This window comes from Bacteroides sp. 90-K9/2 (assembly GCF_047310725.1).
Lineage (GTDB): Bacteria > Bacteroidota > Bacteroidia > Bacteroidales > Bacteroidaceae > Bacteroides > Bacteroides vicugnae.
Genome location: NZ_JBCGVL010000004.1, coordinates 70,309 through 92,622, shown reverse-complemented (window position 1 = coordinate 92,622; position 22,314 = coordinate 70,309). Strand labels below are relative to the sequence as shown.

The 22,314-nt window shown below is 40.2% G+C and carries 15 protein-coding genes; 4 read left to right on the top strand and 11 right to left on the bottom strand.

All coding sequences use genetic code 11. The features are described 5' to 3' along the window. Nucleotides 1–3: 3 nt before the first annotated feature. A complete protein-coding gene (locus AAHJ11_RS11620; protein ID WP_148364072.1) occupies nt 4–2,562 on the bottom strand; it encodes an outer membrane beta-barrel family protein in 2,559 nt (852 codons plus the stop codon). 213 nt (nt 2,563–2,775) lie between these two features. Then, complete coding sequence (locus AAHJ11_RS11615; protein ID WP_195648846.1) at nt 2,776–3,225, bottom strand: hypothetical protein; 450 nt, start codon at nt 3,223–3,225, stop codon at nt 2,776–2,778. Between the two features lie 1,098 nt (nt 3,226–4,323). Here AAHJ11_RS11615 and AAHJ11_RS11610 point away from each other — a divergent pair. After that, nucleotides 4,324–6,435, top strand: a complete 2,112-nt coding sequence (locus AAHJ11_RS11610; protein WP_259022038.1) for a BT4734/BF3469 family protein — start codon at nt 4,324–4,326, stop codon at nt 6,433–6,435. A 152-nt stretch (nt 6,436–6,587) separates the two neighbouring features. Here the strand turns inward: AAHJ11_RS11610 and AAHJ11_RS11605 are convergent, their stop codons facing one another. Next, nucleotides 6,588–8,153, bottom strand: a complete 1,566-nt coding sequence (locus AAHJ11_RS11605) for an ATP-binding protein (RefSeq protein ID WP_234132602.1) — start codon at nt 8,151–8,153, stop codon at nt 6,588–6,590. 190 nt (nt 8,154–8,343) lie between these two features. Between AAHJ11_RS11605 and AAHJ11_RS11600 the strand changes: the two genes are divergently transcribed. Then, on the top strand, nt 8,344–9,897 hold the full coding sequence (locus tag AAHJ11_RS11600) for an ATP-binding protein (protein ID WP_148364075.1): 1,554 nt from the start codon (nt 8,344–8,346) through the stop codon (nt 9,895–9,897). 47 nt (nt 9,898–9,944) lie between these two features. Here the strand turns inward: AAHJ11_RS11600 and AAHJ11_RS11595 are convergent, their stop codons facing one another. The 4 genes from AAHJ11_RS11595 to AAHJ11_RS11580 form a co-directional block, all read right to left on the bottom strand. Next, nucleotides 9,945–10,793: a DNA/RNA non-specific endonuclease gene (locus tag AAHJ11_RS11595; protein WP_234132605.1), complete on the bottom strand. Its 849-nt coding sequence runs from the start codon at nt 10,791–10,793 to the stop codon at nt 9,945–9,947. Between the two features lie 138 nt (nt 10,794–10,931). Next, nucleotides 10,932–12,944, bottom strand: a complete 2,013-nt coding sequence (locus AAHJ11_RS11590; RefSeq protein ID WP_234132607.1) for a DUF6359 domain-containing protein — start codon at nt 12,942–12,944, stop codon at nt 10,932–10,934. 20 nt (nt 12,945–12,964) lie between these two features. Then, on the bottom strand, nt 12,965–13,807 hold the full coding sequence (locus tag AAHJ11_RS11585) for a DUF5689 domain-containing protein (RefSeq protein WP_258979274.1): 843 nt from the start codon (nt 13,805–13,807) through the stop codon (nt 12,965–12,967). A gap of 47 nt (nt 13,808–13,854) precedes the next feature. After that, nucleotides 13,855–16,383 carry a TonB-dependent receptor gene (locus AAHJ11_RS11580; RefSeq protein ID WP_148364078.1) on the bottom strand — a complete coding sequence of 843 codons (2,529 nt, stop codon included), beginning with the start codon at nt 16,381–16,383 and terminating at the stop codon, nt 13,855–13,857. A gap of 200 nt (nt 16,384–16,583) precedes the next feature. On the opposite strand from AAHJ11_RS11580, the gene AAHJ11_RS11575 reads away from it, so the two are divergent. After that, entirely contained in the window at nt 16,584–17,609 is a 1,026-nt protein-coding gene (locus AAHJ11_RS11575; RefSeq protein WP_320974230.1) for an endonuclease/exonuclease/phosphatase family protein, read from the top strand. Further along, the gene (locus AAHJ11_RS11570) at nt 17,606–18,751 is read left to right on the top strand and encodes a DNA/RNA non-specific endonuclease (protein ID WP_148364080.1); all 1,146 of its coding nucleotides are present in this window, start codon (nt 17,606–17,608) and stop codon (nt 18,749–18,751) included. The genes AAHJ11_RS11575 and AAHJ11_RS11570 overlap by 4 nt, the downstream gene beginning before the upstream one ends. Nucleotides 18,752–18,907: 156 nt before the next feature. Here the strand turns inward: AAHJ11_RS11570 and AAHJ11_RS11565 are convergent, their stop codons facing one another. The 4 genes from AAHJ11_RS11565 to AAHJ11_RS11550 all read right to left on the bottom strand — a co-directional run bounded on the left by AAHJ11_RS11565 (nt 18,908) and on the right by AAHJ11_RS11550 (nt 22,267). After that, a complete protein-coding gene (locus AAHJ11_RS11565) occupies nt 18,908–20,200 on the bottom strand; it encodes an MgtC/SapB family protein (protein WP_148364248.1) in 1,293 nt (430 codons plus the stop codon). 58 nt (nt 20,201–20,258) lie between these two features. After that, nucleotides 20,259–20,726 (bottom strand): CYTH domain-containing protein, encoded by a 468-nt coding sequence (locus tag AAHJ11_RS11560; RefSeq protein ID WP_259022032.1) that lies wholly within the window; start codon nt 20,724–20,726, stop codon nt 20,259–20,261. Nucleotides 20,727–20,845: 119 nt separating this feature from the next. After that, on the bottom strand, nt 20,846–21,898 hold the full coding sequence (locus tag AAHJ11_RS11555; RefSeq protein ID WP_259022031.1) for an OprO/OprP family phosphate-selective porin: 1,053 nt from the start codon (nt 21,896–21,898) through the stop codon (nt 20,846–20,848). A 234-nt stretch (nt 21,899–22,132) separates the two neighbouring features. Beyond that, on the bottom strand, nt 22,133–22,267 hold the full coding sequence (locus tag AAHJ11_RS11550; RefSeq protein ID WP_004299554.1) for a hypothetical protein: 135 nt from the start codon (nt 22,265–22,267) through the stop codon (nt 22,133–22,135). Nucleotides 22,268–22,314: the final 47 nt, after the last annotated feature.

The following is a 22,314-nucleotide window of genomic DNA, read 5'->3' as shown; positions in this document are numbered from 1 at the left end:
GGTCTACTGACCACCTCCGCCACCCGTGTTTCCACCTTCTCCGCCACCTTTCACATCATCATTGTCGATGCTGCGCGCAGCTTTCTTCACACTGGCTTTCAACTCTCCAAGCCGATAGCTGACACTAAAGCCGAAATACCGGCTCGGATATTTACTCGAACTTTTCGAGATAAAGTTAACTCCTTCCGTGTGATTATTGTAAGTTCTGTATTTCTCTACGATATTGCTACAATAAATATTCAAAGAAAGACGTTCTTCTTTCAGGAAAGAACGGCTCAATCCCAAGCTATAATAATTATATCCCGAACCTCTTCCCTGCAAACTGATACGCGGTGTACTTCCCCCTCCGTTCAAGCTCAAACGGACTTTTCCCGGTAAGGTTTGCTGAATACCTCCATACGCAGAGGCATTCCATCCATAATTATGCAACTCTTGGGCAGGACTCCGCAAATCACTATAATTTCCACGCCCATTGATGTAAATCCTCGTTTTGGGAGAAGCATTCCAGTTCAGATAAAAGTTCAATCCAGTTTCCCGGCTTTTGCCAATATTATCATACGTGCTATACAAAGCCCCATAAGGAGCTTTATGACCACCTTCAAATATTTCTCCGTCTTTATCGGTAATCAGGCGGCTGACTCTTTCGATTCCATTGTTATTGAAAGAATGGCGCAAAGAGAGATTGATGTTGAACTTGGCGGTGAAACTGCTGTAAGACAAATCAAACGAATGACTCTTTTCACTCTTCAGGTTCGGATTTCCCTGATTGATAAACATCGGATTCTGATTATCAAAATAAGGATTCAAGTTCCAAATGCCCGGTCGCCAGATACGCATATTATATCCGCCGCGGAGGTTCTGCGTCTTACCTAGTTTTATTCCCAAGGAGACGGAAGGAACCAGATCGCTAAAGTTCGAGTTGAAATTCTCGCCTGCACCGACCAGATACTTCACTTCCTGTATGGTTTGCTCATAACGAAGTCCCGGTTTGAAAGTAAAATCCTTGTATTTCAGCGTATATCCGGCATAAGCGGAAAGGATATGATTCAGATGGCGGTACTCGCTGCTACGTTTCTCATTATATGCATAGTTTTCACTTTCCCCTTCGGTGTCATAAAACCGATTATCACTGGAGTTGCGCCGGAAAATATATTTAGCACCGGTTTCAAGCGTATGCAACTTTCCAATCGGAGTAGTATAGTCCACCTGGAAAGTTTGTTCCATTGTGTTCGTCTTTCCGTCCGAATGGAAATTCTTCAATGACAGTTCTTTGATGATCTCCAGTTTATTCTCATCAGGCTCGATGTCCAGATAAGTATTATAGGAATCATTCGTTTGAGGTTGGGAGTTGATTTTATAAGAAAGGGTAATCATCCGTTCTTTGTTCTTCCGGGAAGTACGTTGATAGTCTATATTACCGTTGATGGAATACCATGATCCTTTTCCATGATTGTCCGTTCTATAACGATATGCAAAATCCTGACGATCAGCTCCGTGCATAATCGTAGTTCCGCCACTGTTGCTTTTGTCATTGCTACCATACATTCCGAAAGCCACAGTCAGCAGCCTCAACGTATCAATCTCGTAACTGGCTTCTAAATTGCCATACTGGAAATTACCTTTCGATTTGGAACTGCTTTCCGATTCCAGAAACTTTTCATTCTCCTTATCAGGTTCATAATTCTCCCGGTAACTGTCGGAATAGCTGCGCGGACTATTATTATAATTATAGTTGTAGTTGGCAGAAACCGTCAGTTTGCCCTGCTTCACCATTGCATAAGTGCCGGCGCCTACTCCGTTGTTACTGGCATTTCCTCTGAAAGTAGCCGTATATCCTTCAAATCCGGTACCCACTGTGACGATATTCAAAATACCTCCGATACCTTCCGCATCATATTTGGCTCCCGGTGAAGTAATCACCTCAATATATTTAATGGTATTTGCCGGCATACTTTTCAGTACTTCCTTCGGATTATTACTCATCATATTATTGGGCTTTCCATTCACATGGATCTTGAAGCTGCTACTGCCGTTCACTTGCACATTGTCTTCTCCATCCACCGTGACCAGAGGGACTTTCCGAAGCATCTCCAATATACTGTTCGATTTTGAATCCGGATCATCTTCAATATTATATTCGATCTTATCCACATCTACCTTCACCAAAGGTTTCTGTGCAACAACCTCCACTCCTTTCAGCACATTATTGGCTTCTGAAGAAATCATCGTTCCCAAATCAATCTCCCTGACCGAAGGTTTTAAAGTGAACTCTTTTACTATAGGCGACTTGCCAATGGAAGAAATCGTGATTATATAACTGCCTGCAGCGACATTCAGTTTCTCCTGAAATTTACCATTCGCCCCTGTGACCGCCATCTTTACAGCTTTATCCGGAGCATTTTTGGGAGTAATCTTAATCGTGGCATACGGTTCTCCTTCTTGTGTTAAAGAATCAAGAAGCACTCCTTTGATGGTATAAGAAGGAGCCGTGGATTTTTGTGCCCACCCAGCCACAGACGTGGCGAACACGAATAGCAATAGTAGTAACAGTCTGTGTTTCATGACTAGAAATATTTAGTTTATGTTTATTAGACGCAGAATATTCAAAAATGCTGCGAAATCAGGAGCCAAAAGTAATTGGTTTATCAACGCTTACGAATTTTTCGGAGTTAAGAATATAAAACGAATGGATAAAAAATCTTATGACAGTATATTTCTAGTATTTTTAAACATTTCTGTTCAAGGGTATCTTTAAATAAATGAGATGGATAATATTTACCGTCGTATCAACCGTATCAGCCGCCTTAAGTTAGCGCAGATTCTTCCAATCCAACAGGAACTAAAGTTCTCTTCATATTCCGTGAACACTTTTTCGCAGTCCCGGAGTCGGCTGTTTTGTCTTTTTATAACAGTTTGTATTTCTTTCATCCGGGCGATTTGCTCCCTTTGATTCAGAAGTTCCTTGTCTTGATAACCGATGATTTCAGCATATAAAAGACAAATCTTTGTCTTTCCAATACACAGCTCTTCCAATGTGTCGATATACTCGGCTGTAATTCGATCCTTATTCTGATGCAGGAATCCTTCAAGACTTTCTTCATCAACAGCAGTGATAGCTCCCTCATATGACATAGGGAATCTTTTCATCTCCGCCCAAAGCCAGATTACCTCTTTGTTAATTCCATACTTGACCGCTGCTTCTTCTACGCTAATCCATTTCGACATAATACATTTGTTTTAATGTGTTCCACAATAAAGATTGAATATTATTTTGTTTATGTGGAGCAACGGGCATTCACGTTTTCTGTATTTCGGGCGGACGGGGAATTGTTTAGGTTAGACTTTTTGGGGTAATCATAACCGACCGGACACAAGAAAGACGTGAATGCTGTTGCACCATTATCTCCACTCGAGGTCTTAGCATACCCTATAGAAAGACAATGATAACAACAGACACCCACGCCAATCGTTTATATATAACACATCTTTAACGAATATGTTGATATAAAGCTGCCAGCGTGGAATATCTGTTGAATCATCCCTCCTCTATATGAAATTGCTAAGTTTCGAGTGGGAGAGACAATACATTACATATTCCAATTTAGTAATATATACCGCCTCCCGCTAGTTTCATCACGCTGATGAGCAGAAAGCATGTGGCAAAGATATACATATTTTTCTAAATGTGATAGAAATATGGAAATAAATACTGGAAGTTATATATATTCATCAAGCTCTTTCATACATAAAAATGAAAATCCTCTTTCAACCTATCACCGGCATCACCAAATCCTTTATTCATCGTACTTTCAGAACGGTGACAGGTTGTCATTAACCTATCACCACATCTATCACCTATCACCGCTTGATTTTTGAAAAAAGCCTATAGCAAACAGTCATTTTAATAAGGAGTAATCTTTGTTTCATACTTAGATACTCTTGTTTCCAAGGCTTGAAACACTTAGTTCCAAAGGCTAGAAACTTTAGTTTCAAAGGCTAAGAACTTTAGTTTCCTGCTGATGGAACTAAAGTTTCCCCATGGTGAAACTAAAGTTTCAAGCCGGGGAAACAAGAGTTTCAAGCCTTGAAACCAAGTGTTTTGAGGCATGAAACATTTTTTATCCCGTAATGAACTACATTCTTCATTTTAGTATATTCATGCGATAAGCTCTCTTCACAATAGAATTTTGCGACCACATAAAGGAACAGAATCCGCTCCATGAAACAAACAATAAATAAGTACGATATAACTTGGCAAACCGGATAATAAAGCCTATCTTTATGAGCCTTTAATAAAGAGGCATAACAATAAACACTTTTAACATGAAACTTACTTTGATGCGGGACAACAACGGAACATCAACCATGCGGACGTTGGACATAAACCTACAAATAGAAGCGATGAAGCATGAAACGAAAGCCCGCCCGATAAGTAATCTACGGACAAGCATACGTTATGCCTCACCGGACAGCAAACTGGAAGCTGCTCAAAAACTACCCAAAGTCATCCCTGCGGCTAACTTCCGCAAAACAACAAATGGCGCACAAATGACCGGATATAACGGCATTGTGCAAATAGAAGTAAACCATCTGGCAAACCGGACGGAAGTAAACCGTATCAAACAGGAAGCAGCAGAACTTACACAGACTTTTGCCGCCTTTATGGGTTCCAGCGGTCATTCCGTAAAAATATGGCTACGCTTCACCCGCCCGGACAAATCACTTCCTAAAGACCGGGAAGAAGCAGAAATATTCCAAGCCCACGCCTACAGAAAAGCCGTCAGCCTTTATCAACCGGCACTCTCCTACTCCATCGAACTGAAAAACCCGACATTGGAGCAATTCTGCCGGCAAACGTGTGATCCGGAACTTTACTATAATCCCGACTCCACCGTCATTTATATGCGTCAGCCATTGGAAATGCCATCGGACACAACCTACAAAGAATCCGTACAAGCAGAAACATCTCCTTTCAAACGGCTGATTCCTGGTTATGACAGCTTTGACACTTTGTCCGCACTCTTCGAAGCAGCCCTGAACAAGGCTTACCATTCATTAAGCGAACTTCACCCCAACATACACCTACATTCCGACGAAGACCTCAAGCCATTATTGGTCCATCTGGGGGAAAACTGTTTTCAGGCAGGCATACCGGAAGAAGAAACAGCCCGTTGGGCAATCGCTCATTTCTACACCAAAAAGAAAGAATTTCTCATCCGGCAAACCATACAGAACGTATATACAGGAGCCAAAGGATTCGGACAAAAATCACCTTTATCAACCGAACAGGAACTGGAATTTCGAACGGAAGAGTTTATGCAACGCCGATACGAATTTCGTTACAACACAATGACGACTGTTACGGAATTTCGCGAACGGAACACCTTTTGTTTTTGTTTCCGCCCCATCACCAACCGTATACGCAACAGTATCGCCATGAACGCACGTCTGGAGGGCCTCAACCTATGGGACCGGGACGTAATCCGTTACCTCGATTCCGACCGCATCCCGATATTCAGCCCTATTGAGGATTTTCTTTTCGGAGTGGATGTCCGTTGGGACGGACGCGACCGGATTCGTGAACTGGCTTCCCGTGTTCCCTGCAACAACGCTCACTGGCCGGATCTGTTTTATCGTTGGTTTCTAAATATGGTGGAACACTGGCGTCACACCGATCGAAAGTATGCCAATTGTACAGTACCGCTACTTGTCGGACCGCAAGCTTATCGAAAATCGACTTTCTGCCGGAGTTTGTTGCCGCCGGAATTACAGATATATTACACCGACCGCATTGATTTCAGTAATAAAAGGGATGCCGAGCTGGCTCTAAACCGTTTTGCGCTCATCAACATGGACGAGTTCGATCAGAATAGAGTGAATCAGCAGGCTTTCCTGAAACATATCCTGCAAAAGCCCGTGGTTAATATCCGTCGTCCTCACGGCACAGCCACACAAGAGATGCGCCGTTACGCTTCATTTATAGGAACAAGCAACCACAAGGACTTACTGACTGACACTTCCGGAAGCCGACGCTACATTGTTATCAATGTGACCGGTCCGATTGACTGTTCTCCAATTGATTACGAACAACTTTATGCGCAAGCAATGCACGATATTTACAGGGGAGAACGTTACTGGTTCGACACTGAAGATGAAAAGGTGATGACCGAAGCCAATCAGGAATTTCAAGTAATTCCCATTGCGGAGCAGTTGTTCCACCAATTTTTCCGGGCTGCTAAAGAAGAGGACAAAGAATATGAGTTACTTCTTGCTATTGAGATACTGGAACAGGTGCAACACGACAGTAGAATTCATATATCCGATTGCAATATTATTCAATTCGGGAGAATATTGCAAAAGAATCAAGTGCCTTCTATACATACCAAGCGCGGGAATGTTTATAAAGTGGTTCGAATCAAGCCAAAAAGAGCATAAATATACACCTCTTCGTTCAGGTGATAGGTGAAAGATACGGTGATAGGTTAGGGATGACCTATCACCGCTCTGTAAACACGATGAATAAAGAGTTTCAGAACGATGGTGATAGGTTGAAAGAGGAATTGAGAAATCAACAGGGAGAGAAAGAATTATACTTCCTCTACGATTTTCCAATCACCAATGCTTCTTGTCGCAGTATCGAAGTTAACTCCTATTTTTACCACTTTCCGATGATCGGACTGATAAGGAATAGCATATCCTTTATTGTTTATCTGTTCCAAAGCTTCCTCCGGAGTTCCATCTACCTTAAATTCAAAGACATAAATGGTATCTTGCATCTTTACTACTACGTCCGCCCGTCCGATTGCGCTCTTTACCTCTGCATCTACATACTGCCCCATCAAACGGAACAGCAAATAGAAGATTGTCTGATAATGTTTTTCCTGCTTATTTTCCAAATCATTGGGAATCGAAGCAAAGAAAGATCTTATTCGTTCCAGACATTCGGTCAGTTTTCCGGCGCGCAAATCCTTGATAAAAGAGACTACATAGAATGTATTTTCACGGGCAGGTAAATGCACATAAGCGGGCATCAGAGATTCTATAAACCCTTTCCGCACTTCTTTGTTAGGATAAGCTAATGTGTAGAGTTGAAACTCCGGATCATACCCCTTGATGGTAAGATAACCACTTTGATAAAGTACAGGAAGAGGATCGGTAATAACACTCGTTGGTGCATCAAACTGCTCTGCAGTAGCCGTTGCGCCATCCAACTCGCGAATGTCGAAATTACTCTGCTGCAATATATTTATCAGGAAAGTAGGCGTCCCGGTAGAAAACCAGAAATTCTCATAGCTCTTTTGAGCAAATGCATTGAACAGACTGAATGGATTGTAAATATCTTCACAGTTTTTACTAAAATGATATCCGTCATATTGTTGTTTTAGATGCGTACAAGCCTCCTCGTAGGTTTCATTATTAGCCTGCGCCATCATTTCAATATCAGTTTTCAATTGTGTACGTAACTCCCGTTCGGTTATACCACAGATAGCACTATAATCGTCTCTCATACTGATATTCTGCAAATTATTCAATTCACTGAAAATACTCATTTGACTGAATTTACTGATACCTGTCAGGAAAAGGAAACGAAGATATTCTCCTTGCGCTTTCAAGGGACTGAAGAATTTCCGCATTTCTTCACGAAGTTCATTTTGCAGTTCCGGCAAATGGTTACTGTCTAATAAGGGAGCATCGTATTCGTCGATAAGCACTACTACCTGTAAACCAGTCTGCTGATATGCCCTTTTTATTATTCCGGAAAAACGAGCCGCATAACCTTCTTCTTCCGGATCATTACCATAAATTCGTTCCCATTCACGAAGTTGAAGATTTAAACGTTCTTCCAAATCAGACATAGCTGTGTACTTCGTCATGCTGAAATCAAGATGCAACACCGGATAGACATTCCACTCTTTCTCCAAACGCTCCATTGCCAGACCTTGAAACAACTCCTTCTTCCCCCGAAAATAAGCATCAAGAGTGGACACCAGCAAACTTTTTCCGAAACGACGGGGACGACTCAAGAAATAAACCTTATTGGTATTAGCCAAACGATAAATCAACTCCGTCTTATCGACATAGACGTTGTTATTATTGCGTAAGTCTTCAAAATTCTGTATCCCTATCGGGTATATTCTGAAAGTAGTATCCATAATGCCTATCCTTATAAAATTGAAATGTAGACAAATATAGGGATTAAAATATAGACTTCAAACAGTACGTACTGTTTTCTACACTTCATTCAGTTAAAAGCGACTATACTCATACTTTCCTTTTTCTAAAAGCAATGAAGTACCCGGAAATTTATTACCTTTGTGTAATTGATTTATAAAACCGGAGTATATGAGCACTAAAATTTATCCCATTGGCATACAGAATTTCGAAAAGATTCGTAATGACGGTTATTTCTATATTGATAAAACGGCATTGATGTATCAAATGGTAAAAACCGGTAGTTACTATTTCTTAAGTCGCCCACGCCGCTTCGGGAAGAGTCTGCTTATTTCTACTCTGGAAGCCTATTTTCAAGGTAAAAAGGAACTGTTTGCAGGATTGGCAGTAGAAAAGCTGGAAAAGGAATGGACCAAATATCCGATATTGCATCTGGATCTTAATATCGAAAAATACGACACACCGGAAAGTCTGGGTAATATACTCGATAAATCGTTGACTGCGTGGGAAAAGCTCTATGGTTCCGAACCGTCCGAGCGCTCATTTTCCCTGCGTTTTGCCGGCATCATAGAACGCGCCTGCAAACAGGCAGGGCAGCGTGTAGTTATTTTGGTAGATGAATACGACAAACCCATGTTGCAAGCCATCGGCAACGAAGAATTGCAAAAGCAATTCCGGGATACCTTAAAACCTTTCTACGGGGCACTCAAAACAATGGATGGGTGCATAAAGTTCGCGTTCTTGACCGGTGTTACTAAATTCGGCAAAGTTAGTGTATTTAGCGACTTAAATAACTTGGACGACATATCGATGCGGAAAGATTATGTTGAAATCTGCGGTATCAGCGACCAGGAGCTTCATGAAAATTTGGATATCGAACTTCATGAATTTGCAGAGACGCAAGGTTTGTCATATGACAAACTCTGTTCCAAACTAAAGGAATTTTATGACGGCTATCATTTTACACACAATTCTATCGGCATATACAATCCGTTTAGTCTGCTTAATGCTTTCAAATATAAAGAATTCGGTAGTTATTGGTTTGAAACAGGCACACCTACCTATCTGGTGAAATTACTGAAAAAGCATCATTATGATCTGGAACGGATGGCACACGAAGAAACCGATGCACAAGTATTAAACAGCATCGACTCCGAATCAACCAACCCGATTCCGGTGATTTACCAAAGCGGATATCTCACGATCAAAGGATATGACGAACGTTTTGGTATATACCGTTTAGGTTTCCCCAACCGTGAAGTAGAAGAAGGGTTCATTCGTTTTCTGCTTCCTTTTTATGCAAATGTAAATAAGGTAGAATCCCCGTTTGAAATTCAGAAATTTGTCAATGAAGTAGAAACAGGTGATTATAATTCGTTCTTCCGCCGCCTGCAAAGCTTCTTCGCCGATACGACTTACGAAATAATCAGGGAACAGGAATTACATTATGAGAACGTGCTTTTCATTGTTTTCAAACTGGTTGGTTTCTATACTAAGGTAGAATACCACACCAATGAAGGGCGTATAGATCTTGTCCTGCAGACAGACAAATTCATTTATATTATGGAATTTAAGCTGAATGGCACGGCAGAAGAGGCTTTACAGCAGATTAACGACAAACGCTATGCGCTACCTTTCGAAGCGGATGGGCGGAAACTATTCAAGATAGGGATTAACTTCAGTGAGAAGACCCGTAATATTGAAAAATGGGTGGTAGAAGTCTGAAGTATACCCTGCCTTGAAAAGAAAGTGTTACTATTAACGTGGCAATCTTATTCCAATCCCGGCCATGCTTTTGTTGAATATGTAGCCTCAAGCGCATTTTCCAAATTGTCATTCAAGTTCGGAAAGAAATCGATTCCTGTCTTTTCTTCCAGTTCATCTATGGATAATGCATAGTCAACAAGTTTTGTTGATTTCGGAGTGTCAGTATGCTCCATCCAAAAAGCGATTGCTTTGAATGAATCTCCTTTTTTAAACAACAAAGCCATATAATAATATTTAGGAATAGGTTTGCTAAGGTCGTTACTAATATATCCTCTGATCTGATCTTCCTTATCAATCGTTCCTCCTTTTACCACATATAAGGTATCTGAAGATGTGCAGCTACGTCCCCATGATTGCACCTGTCCCTCCAAAGTCAACCATATACCTGTATTAAATTTATTTCGTTGAGGACTCATATTCGTGTAATAGAAGGTCTGTTCATTCACCTCACGCGAATAAAGTCTGTCGGCAGAAGCACAAAGATGCCCTCTATCATAACCTTGTTTTCCAAAATCTGCTTGCACACGTTGGTATTGTGAGCCGATAGCAGGATCTGCATCAAAAGGCTCATCACTACGTGACACATTTTGTTGCTTTGTTTGATTATCAAACCGAAAGGCAATCCAACGGGAATGTTTCTTACTCTTATCGTATTCCATACTGAAAGAGGTTACTTTCTGCCCGTTGAAAGTAGTAGAGTGGGTTATGAATACATCGTTTGCACCATTGCGGAGAGCAGGGAGTTCTACAATGCCGGTGGCAAAATTATTGGAGTCGTTATTTTCATCCTTGCTACAAGAATAAAAACTTATACACAACAGACTCAATAAAAGACATTTTTCTAAATATTTCATATTTCAATTCTTATGATAACCTACGATGCATATTCCTATTTCCTGCGAATAAGAGGAAAAGAAAAAAATATCTCAAAGAGAAGAAGAGAACCCCTCATTCTCCCTTTGAGATATTTCTGCTATATTAACCTTATACTATTATTTCACTTTAACCCCGAAGACAGCTCCACGCTCTTTGTCTGTCGAAAACTTAATCTTAGAATTTGCCGTAGTACCAGTTAAAGTATATTCATGATAGTCTGTATCAACAACGGGAACAATTGAATAAGAACTTCCTGAGCCTGAGAAACCTGTATTTGCAGTCAAACTTATTGTCTTTGAAACTTCGCCACCTTCAAAAGTCCCTCCACCTACAATTTCTACAGTTAAACTTGTATCATTCTTGCCTGTCCAAGCAACAGAATAGAAAGACAATTTTGTCTTTGCAGCTCCAAGAACTTCAGATGTCCATGTTCCAGCAAAACCACTTTTGCCCAATTTTAAACTAGCGAAATTATTTATGGTACAATTATAATAGAAATCTACTTTAGAGTCAGCAGTAGTAGGCATGGTTATATTACTTTCATATGGATCTAACTCCGGATCTGGTTCCGGATCTACTCCTCCACCACCTACAATTCCACCATCTGTTGTTTTTAAACTAGCATCATCAACCAACAAATTACCTCCCGGTTTCTTCGAATTCATTACAAGTAAGCACACCTTTTGTTGTTCTGATAAAGTAAATGTATAACTTTTAAATACCCAATCAGTATTAGCCAAATCATTAACATAATCATCATATTTGTAATCACTCCCACCAATCGTTCCATCTTCACCAATTGGCACATAGCCTAAAGCTGCACTTGCTTTACTATCCGCTGTAGCTGCTTTAAAATAAGCAGAGAACACATAAGTTCCAGCTTTCAATGTCATTTCTGTACTACCAAGACGCTTATTACCTGACGGATCCCCCTTTACTAAAACAGAATATGTACCACTTCGTTTATCAGTAGACTGTTCAAGAGTTGCACTACTTGCCGTAGACACAGACTTCCAACCTGTTGGGTACCCGTCTGCCCAAATTTCAAATCCTCCATTAGTCAATAGTTCTGTTCCTTCTCCCGGAGTTTCTCCACCACCCTCACCAGCAGCAACCTTCAAATTATAAATATACCATGTATTATTAGTTCCTCCTGCAAGATTTTTATACACAAAAGCAATTTGTGCTTTCTTTGCAGCAAAAGCTGTAAGATCCACAGTAGTAGTTACATGATTATCACGACCATTAGAGTAGTTAGAAATAACTAAATCAGTCCAAGAGGTCGCATTTTCCTCTCTAACTTTTAGCATTAACTCTTCAGGTTTACCTTCACTATAAGAAGAGTGTTCAAATGTCAATGTTGCTTTACTAATAGCTGTCATATCTAAAACCGGAGAAAGGAACCATCCTTCTGCTGGAACATTTGTAGATCCATTGTATGAACTGGCAGTAGCAGCAGTATATTTCTTACTGTAATACCAAACATCCCCAGTCAAGCCCTCACTTACTTTATTTTCAACTGCAAATCCTGCAAGGTCTGAAGCAAACGATACAGAATAAGGTTGATTTTCTGTAATCGTGGTACTACCACCCGGAGTTTCTCCACCTTGTTCTTCACCAATCTCTTTATTATTAAATACTGCAGCTGTCGTATTAATCAATGCTGCCTTACCGAAACCAGCACTCAACTCCCCTTGAATCAATAAGACTCCTCCCTTATTTTCAGGATGGTCTTTCAAATTTAAAGCATTGGCTAGATCACTACCATTTTTTATTTTAACCGGTAAGCATTTACTTTCATTGGTTTCATCTGGACTTTCAGCAATCAGTACATTAGATGTTATATTAAAAGGAGCTGTAAAGCTAGCCTTATTGCCTGCAAATTCCCCTTTATCATCATATACATTTTCTATAGCACCCACAATATATCCTTGCACCCAAGCTATGGAACCGTCTTGTTTCTGTTGTGCGGCTTCTATATTATATGGATTCTCTTTCGTACCATCACCCGTCAACCCTGGAACATCACCTTCTCCCAATATATCATAAGGAGCCGGTACATCACTACATGAACTAAATGTGAACACCGCAAGCAGTGTCATGAATAAAGCATTTAGAATCTTTTTCATAATTATATGTGTTAATTGAATTAATTATTTCGTTTGATATCGCTTAAAGTACGGACAACAACCTCCCATTGGTTATTGTAACGCAATAAAATACCTGTAATATTTACACTGCCCTGTGGCATTACTTCCATTGAGAAATTTGCATAAGCACTGGTATAAAGGAATAGATTACTTCCACTCTGCGTACCGTCAGCATAAGTAAAATAACGCTTTACCGAACCTTCATCTCCTGGAGCGTAAGTAGCTGTTCCATCTGCTTCAGAAAGTTTTACATCTTTGAAAGTAACCAGTACAGGAGCTTCCTTCAAATCTATAGCAGCAAGATCAGCAGGAGTAGTAATTTCAATCGGCGTCAATTCCGAATAGTACAACTTAGGTTCGTTTATCAAACGTACATGTTGTTTCCAAACATACTCTGGCATACGTCCTACAGAATTATTATAAACAGTTCCGATCTGTGCCTGTTTACGATAGCTACCTATCTGCAAACCCTTACAGTCAATCACTACTTTCTGACCTACCGGGCAGAATGCATACAATCCGGTTGCATTAACACCAATAACGATCGCTCCTGTTTCATCTGCCACCACGAGCTTCTTATACAAGTTTCCACTTTCATCATCACAGGTTATTACTCCTTCAATACGTGTCTCACCTTCGATAGTCGTATAAGTGTCTTTGCTTGTATCGATGAAATCATTATATTTCTCTTTCAATGCCGCTATTGAAATCGTACGTCCTTCCGGGATCGAATTATTGCCATAAGCATTTCCCGTCACCGGATCATCATAGTTCTCACAGGAAGTGAGACCTGCGCCACATAGCAGCAATCCGGTACATAATATAGATAGTAATTTCTTCATAATTGTTTCTTCCTTTCTTTTTGTTTTGGATTGATAACTACACATTCTTAAAATCTATAACCAATGTTCAAGAAAGCATTGAACGGGAATGCGTAGAAATACTTAGAATTCTTGGAAAACTTGTAAACACGTGCGTCACCGTCTTTGTAATTATCATCACGGTTTTGCTCGAAACCACCTGTACGCAAATCTGTATTATTCAAGATATTAGTCAAACTTAAATTGAGACTAATGCTCTTTCCATTGCGCAAACGGATATATTTTCCAATAGAAGCATCCAACATAAATCCGCCATCCAGTTTCTCCTGACCCGGTACATTGAGAACCGGATTTCCGTTAGCATCTACACCGGCACCATTCTTATCCAATACACTGCCAAGACGACGATAGCTTGAGAAATCTATATATACACGATCATAATAATTTCCTGTCAAATTGAAGAACCAACCTTTTACGTTATAATCCAAAGCTAGACTATAAGCAGAAAGCGGAGTGCCATTAGCACGCATACCTTTAGCATAAACACGGTCGAGGTTTGACTCATTCTCACTTTCATACGTCAACACAGCATCCGGATTATTGGTATACTTAGCTTCGCTCCAAGTACCGATAGCTGTTAATGACAGTTCACTTGTCAATTTAAAAGTAGCTGCTGCTTCTATTCCCCAATGTTCCTTTTCAATACCATTCATAGAAAGATAAGTGAAACGTGCTTCGCTATCGTTATAAAAAGCATCCATCTCTACTTGATTCTGGAAACGAGTGTAATAACCCGTCAAACGTCCCATCACCCAAGGAGTATTGAAGTTGTAAGTCAAATCACCACCAATGATACGCTCTGTTTTCAAATCTCTCACAAAGTCGTTCTTGATACGCGGAGCGATGAAAGAGTTGTAAGCCAGCGGTGCACGTTCTTCATATCCGGCATTCAACGTGAAGGAATGATTACCATTGATAGCCCAATTCAGACCAGCTTTTATACCGCCTTCCAGAAATTTCGCCGTACCGCTACTACCAAGTGATTTCAATGGCGCACGTCCGTTTCTCATCAATCCGTCACGGAACATTTGTGTAGATCCTATTTTACCGGAAGCAAAATAATTTAATGATCCGCCATTATTACCTTGGTAACGTACCCATGCACTCTGCTTATTCACATAGATGTTATAGTCATAACCAAATTTATCACCTTCACCAATACGACGGTTAGGATTATCGAGGTCATTCTGCACCATGCTGGAACTAGCGCCATGGTCACGTACTGCGAACTTGTCGACATCCGTATAAAGCTGTCCGCCCAGCAAGTCTTTCATTTTCTTATAATGCATACCTTTGGTTGTATTCACTGCAATTCCGGCAACGTAGCTATTGTGCTCATTCCATTGATGATTGAATACAGAGCTCAAGTTGAAAGCCAACTGGTCGTCGTGACGTTCTTCCACATAATAAAGCGTCTCTTTACCTAATGCATTCGCCTGTTTGTTGGCAAAATAAAGAGCATCCCAATCCAACTGACGATAAGCTTTATTATTCTTCCAATTATCAGTAACCTCATTAAACTGCTGCAGTTCATCAGCAGTAGGAACGGATTCCCACACGTCGAAGATAGAGCTAGGCAATTTTTTATAATAATCCGGACGTGGATCGGCTGCATTACCATTCCAGCCCAAAGCACTTTTGCCATAATTGGAATATTTGAATCCGGCACTCGTCACCAGTTTCTTATTATCATCAATGGTGAAATTCCATGAAGCGATAGCTGATGGCTCGAACTGGCGTACAATACGCGCATTTCGTTTTTCTCCATTCTGATATCCCCAGTTCGGATTATAATAATGACTGTTTGCTAAATAATAGGCTTCTTCAGTTGCCGCCATTTGCTGCCCTCTCTCTGTAGGTGTTCCCCAAGTTGCCAAAGAGAGACTATGGCGATCATTGAACACTTTCTCAGCACCGAGGAAGTAAGAAAAAGAGTTGTACTTGATTCCTTCAATATTTCCCTCGTTACCCCAACGATATCCCAATGAACCGGTAAAGGCCCATCCATTATTCATCAGACCTGTAGAATAAGTATACATTCCACGCAAGATATAGTTGCGGTTACTACCTGATAAGGTTAGTTTTGAACCGGCCGCATATTGGCTGGCACGTAAATTAATATTGGAAGCTCCCCCTATGGCTCCGAAAGTAAAGTTGTTAATTTCAAAAGGACCGATCCCCTCCTTATTACGGGTAGCATCGTTTAATCCTCCTATTAGTCCGTAACTGAAACGTCCTGTTTCTGCATCATTAAACTGTACCCCATTGATATACATGTCACTATACTGGGAATCATATCCCCTCACACGAAATCTCATTGGGCTAAACAGATAACCTACATTTGACAGATAAACATCATTGTTAGAAGTGACCAATGCAGATGTGCTCTGTGCTGCATCATCATCCTCATTCAATTGTGATTCTGTAAACATGAAAGAAGCATTGTCCTCACGGGCGTTTTGCTTTGCCTTTTGCTGTGCAAAAAGTGCTGGCATTAAGCAAAATAGCACGATCGCTAACCCTAGTCGTTGTTTCATAATTTAATTTATATTAATGTTAATTGGTCTTTCATTTTGCAATACAAATGAAATAAGTTGTTACGCAAAATAACAAAGAATTTTATGAATAACAATGTTTTTTACAAAAAAAGTAACTAGTAAGGGTGGTTTTTCCGTTTTCTTTTTAGATATTTGTCATACGAATGACAAATTACCCACTTTTAAAATCAATTTTAAAGATGAAAAAAAGCTTAATTACTTTAGGTGTACTCACTCTTTTCGTCCTCATAGCCTACGGACAGGAAAAGAAATTTGCCCTCTACAGTGTAGCGTTCTACAATATGGAGAATTTGTTTGATACCATTCACGATGAAGGTAAGAATGACTACGAGTATCTTCCTAACGGTACTAATCAGTGGAATACGATGAAGTATAAGGCTAAGCTGAAAAACATGTCGGAAATATTAAGTCTGTTAAGTACTGACAAGTTACCAATGGGCCCCGCCATTATCGGCGTTTCTGAAATCGAAAACTACAGAGTATTGGAAGACATACTGAAACAACCTGCTTTAGCGGACAGAGGTTACCAGTATGTTCACTACGAAGGAGAAGACCAACGTGGTGTAGACTGTGCTTTTTTCTATAATCCCAAACTGTTTGAGCTGACGAATAGCAAGCTCGTACCTTATGTATATATCAATGACACAATACATAAGACGCGCGGTTTCCTGATTGCCAGCGGTAATATTGCAGGAGAAAAGATGCACTTTATCGTCAATCACTGGCCTTCAAGAGCAGCGGCTTCTCCAGCGCGTGAACGTGCAGGAGAACAGGTAAGAGCTATCAAAGACTCACTGTTAAGGGAAGACTCCGCAGCCAAAATTGTTATCATGGGGGATATGAACGATGACCCGATGGATAAAAGTATGGCTGTAGCACTTGGAGCTAAGCGGAAACCTGCTGATGTAGGTCCTACAGACTTGTACAATCCGTGGTGGGATACTTTGAAGAAAGGATACGGAACTCTGATGTACAAAGGTAAATGGAATTTGTTCGATCAAATCGTATTTACCGGAAATCTATTAGGTACTGACCGCAGTACACTGAAATTCTATAAACATGAAATTTTCCGCCGTGATTTTATGTTCCAAAAAGAAGGGAAATACAAAGGATATCCTAAACGGACACAAGCAGGTGGTGTATGGCTAAACGGATATAGCGATCACTTGCCTACTATTATTTATTTAATCAAAGAGATAAAATGACAAAAGCATTATTTAAACTATTCATCCTGTTCATAACCTGTAGCACAGCAATCTCATGTAGTGAACAGGATTCTCCCGAACTCCCTGATAATCCGGGCAACACGAATCAAGGAATCGCCTCTATTGACCAAACGCAAATCAATGGAAACGGAGGCGGATTTATCATTCGTGTAAAAGTTGACGGCACATGGCAGGCTTCAAGTAGTGAGACTTGGTGCACATTGAGTAGAACATCCGGCAACGGAAACGGCTCAATCAGCGGATATATGAAAGCAAATACCGGAGCTGAACGAAGTGTCGTTATTACAATCATAGCAGGGAAAGAGGCGGCTAAATTCACACTCAAACAATTAGCAGGCGATGGTTCAAATCCGGATCCAGATCCGGACCCTAATCCATCAGGGTATGCAGGAAGAATCGAAATTCCTAAACTGAAAGGTGGAAGCATGAACATTTTTCATACCTGGACAACTACAGAGAATGGAAAAAAGACTGTCACTTACAGTTATGAATACGATTGTACGAAAAAACATGTACGTTGGGTAGCATTGACTTTTGACAATGTGACTTCTCAAAAGAATGTGGATCGTAAAGACGATTATAAACCAGATACTAATATTCCGGCACAATACAGGACTGACAAACAAGACTACTATTCACCGTATAATAGAGGACACATGGTAGCTTCAAGTGACAGATTATATAGCCGTGAAGCAAATAGTCAGACATTCTATTATTCTAATATCAGTCCGCAACTAATAACCGGATTCAACCAAGGTGGAAGTACTTGGGATGCGATAGAGAACAAAGTACAGGAGTGGGCAAAGGTGTCAAATCCTCAAGATACAACTTACATTGTGAAAGGAACATCCATAGATTATGCAATACTGGAAACAGGTACGTATGGTGTCAAGATACCTAAATATTACTTCAGTACAATCTTATCTTATAAGAATGGACAGTACAAAGCTATTGGATTTTATATAGAGCACAAAAGCGACAAATCAAAAAATATTAAAGCATGTGCAAAATCTATCGATGAGTTAGAATCCATAACCGGACTTGATTTCTATCATAATCTACCTGATGAGATCGAGACAGCAGTAGAGGCAAATTACAAAGAGAGCGACTGGTCTTGGTAAAGGCTCTTTCTACAAATATCCCTATCTATTAATATCAAGTAAAAATAGATAGGGATATTTTTATGGAATTATATACATGAGCATTTTATTCTAAAATAAATCTAAGAATCTATCTCGTCCATACAAATAACAGTTGTTTTATACCTAAAAGCCCCTTTAAATATAAAAGAACAGCAACAACACAAGATTACAAGCAATCACCACACCGAACCCTCCCAGAATCCAAGGACGAAGTTTACTTCCTTTCCCGGCAAAGAATAAAGCATAAAACATATTTACCATTATATTACTGATGATAGCCTGCATACTACAAGCAGTAATTATCAATGCAGCAACACTACCCGTATTTTGCAACAAGTTTAATATGAAAGGAGTGATATCACTAAAACCAGATACAAAAGACAGGAGATTCAATCCGCCTGTACCTGCATAAACGAGTGTATAATGAGTTAAGAAAGTAAATACGACAAAGAGTACGGCAAAAATCAAAGCAACTTTAAATTCCAATGGATTGCTGCTATCATCCTCTTCCGCTTCGACAGGCTGGTCGTTGGAACGCTTTTGACGGGAATGAATAAACCAGGCCACAATAGCTGCCACCACTGCCATAGTCAACAGATACGGATAAATAGACAAGAAGATTTCCCGACTGAAAATAAGTATCAATATCATAAAGCGCAGAAACATCATGCTGATAGCCAATAACATGGCAGCAACATAATCAGTAGCTTCCTGCTCCGAAGCTTTCCGGCTTTTACGGGCAAGTACCGAGATAGTAGCCGTACTGCTATATAATCCGCCGATAATACCGGAGACTAATGTTCCGGATTCATGAAATACATATCGCTTTAATAAATAAGAGAGATAAGAAATACCGGATACCACTACCGTTGCCAGCCAAATAGAGTAAGGAGTGAGATTTACATCCGGAAGCAGATTTTTATGCGGAAGCATCGGCAATATAATACCACTGATAGCCAGGAACTTTGCCAACGTAATCATTTCATCATTCTTCATTCGTTGCGCAAATTCCGTAAAAGTATGTTTGAGTTCGGTCAGCAGAAGCACTGTCACAACCACCATGACATAAAACCAGGAAGGTTGGGTAGCTACGATAGGAGCCATACAATAAGTAATCAGGGCTATAATAATGGTAGTCACGCCAAAGACATGAAATTGTGATTGCTTTACATAATAGTTTAATCCCAATAGCAATCCCAGCACCGCTCCGCCTCCCATAAATAAGCGCATATCCATAGGATCAAGTATATAAAGCAGGTAGCCCAGTATACCGATAAAGGTAAAAGTTCGGTCGGTTCCGAAAAGAGTAGTCTCACCTTCACGCTTCAAACTGATCCGACGCTGCGAAAGTCCGATTAGCAATGAAAACAAAGTAACTAAAACAAAAGTAACCAATTCACGCGGCACATAACCGTACAACTGTTCCATATCCATACACTGCTCTCTTTTTTATATAAGAACAAATATACGGTTTATTTGTTAACGTTCACCACGTTTTATACGGTTTTTTCATTAACTGTGAGTTATAGTAGCGTATATCTCCGGTAACCTCTTGACCAATAAAACCGGGTTTCACAAAGGCCTCATCTTCTGATTCCAGTTCTACTTCCGCCACAATAAGTCCTTCATTCTCACCATAAAATTCATCGACTTCAAATGTATGTTTGCCACTGCGCACCAAATAACGGGTCTTGTCAATGATCCCCGGTTCGCAAAGTTTCATCAATTCTTCCGCTTCTGATAAAGGCAATTCCTTTTCCCACTCATAACGGCTGGTACCGGAAGCATTAGAAGCCCCCTTTATCGTCAAATACCCCTTATCATCCCGAATACGAACCCGGACAGTACGCCCACGAGCACTACTGATATACCCTTGTACAATGCGACTCTGCGCAAAAGCCAAAGATTTAAATTCACCGGTAACCAAAAATTTACGTTCTATTTCTTGTGCCATGACACAAAGATAAATTAAAAATTGAAAATTGAGAATCAAAACGCTGTAGTTTTCTGATACACGATGCAAGGTATCAAACTATCATTTCTTAATTCTCAATTTTCAATTCTCAATTTACATCAGAATCTCGTCATGAATTCAATCACGATCTTATCCCGTTCCGATTCTTTGGGGATGCCGGAGTTCTTATAGAAATATTTTTCGAAATTCAGCCGGAGGTCGGCAATGAAGGCTTTGGAAAGACTTAATGTGATTCCACCTGTCACACGGTGGCGGGCATAATCATTTATAATCAGGGCTTTTGTCGTTTCATCCATTTTGCCATCACTATGGTCGGTCATCATATCATAGCGAGCCAGGAAAGAGATCTTATTGAATACTTTTTTCAGTGGTAAATCGTAATTGATAAAGCTATTCACTGCATGAACATCTTTGAATGCTTCATGCCCGTACATCTTATATAAATATTCCGCCTCAATATGAAAACGATCATTCTGATAATAGATACCGGCATCATACATATTAATACGCACATTTTCCGGTTTTATCATTTGGGTACTAAGTGTCAGGTTCCAGTTCTTATTAGGTAATAGCTGTGCTTTTATGGAATAATTCAGCGTTTTGTGCCATTCCTTTTGATTGGTCAAACCGGAGCCGTTGAATAATCCTCCTTCAAGGATAAAAGGGAAACCGCCTTTATTCGTATAGCCGGCCGTGAAACCGACGTCACGCACATTTCCTACTTGTTTAGCTATGAATGAGCGATTTGCAAAATACTGTTGATGTGGTGAACGGTGAGCGTCTATCGTGAAAGGAACGCGCATCTGACCAATCGTAAAATTCAGGTCTTTCACCGGAAAAACACGTGCATACGCATCAAGCATCTTGATAGAACCTTCATCAGAAAGGTCGATTTCCGCTTTATAGGCAACTATCGGATGCACATTTCCCGAAACACTGAAGCGTGCATTACGTACTTCAAAACGGCTTTCACTTGTTTCTGTCTGGTATTCGTACTTTCCCCGGATAGTTCCGTGAATCTCCGGCAGATAATCCTTAAACTCCATGGTCTGCTTATCCAGCTTCTTACCATCCCCTGCATCTTCTTTTGCCTGTCCAAAGGCCATTGTCGCCAGCAAAAGCATAACGACGGTTGTTGTGATTCTACTCATTTCAGTTGTCTGCTACTAAATTCACGGCAAAAGTACAACTGTGAGGATACACGGAGATGACAAATTAACTACGGGAAAATGACAGAAAAGTTACATTTATATTACAGAGAATACAAATGCATTACAAAACAAAGAGTTCACCACAAATTACGCTGATTAACACACATCGGATTTGATATTCATCCTATCAATAACCAAACAATCTGGGTTAACCGTATAATTTGTGGCGAACTATCAGCCGAAAAAGGAAAATGCGATCAGCATAATCAATGCCAAAATAATTAATGAGACGAACACTATTTTGACAACCTTCTGGGCTTGTTCTTCTTCTTTTTTACTAATTGCTACTTTTTTCTTCACCTTACCCATAATAGTTAGCTTTAAAGTTCAACGCTAACAAAGTAAGTACAAATCTA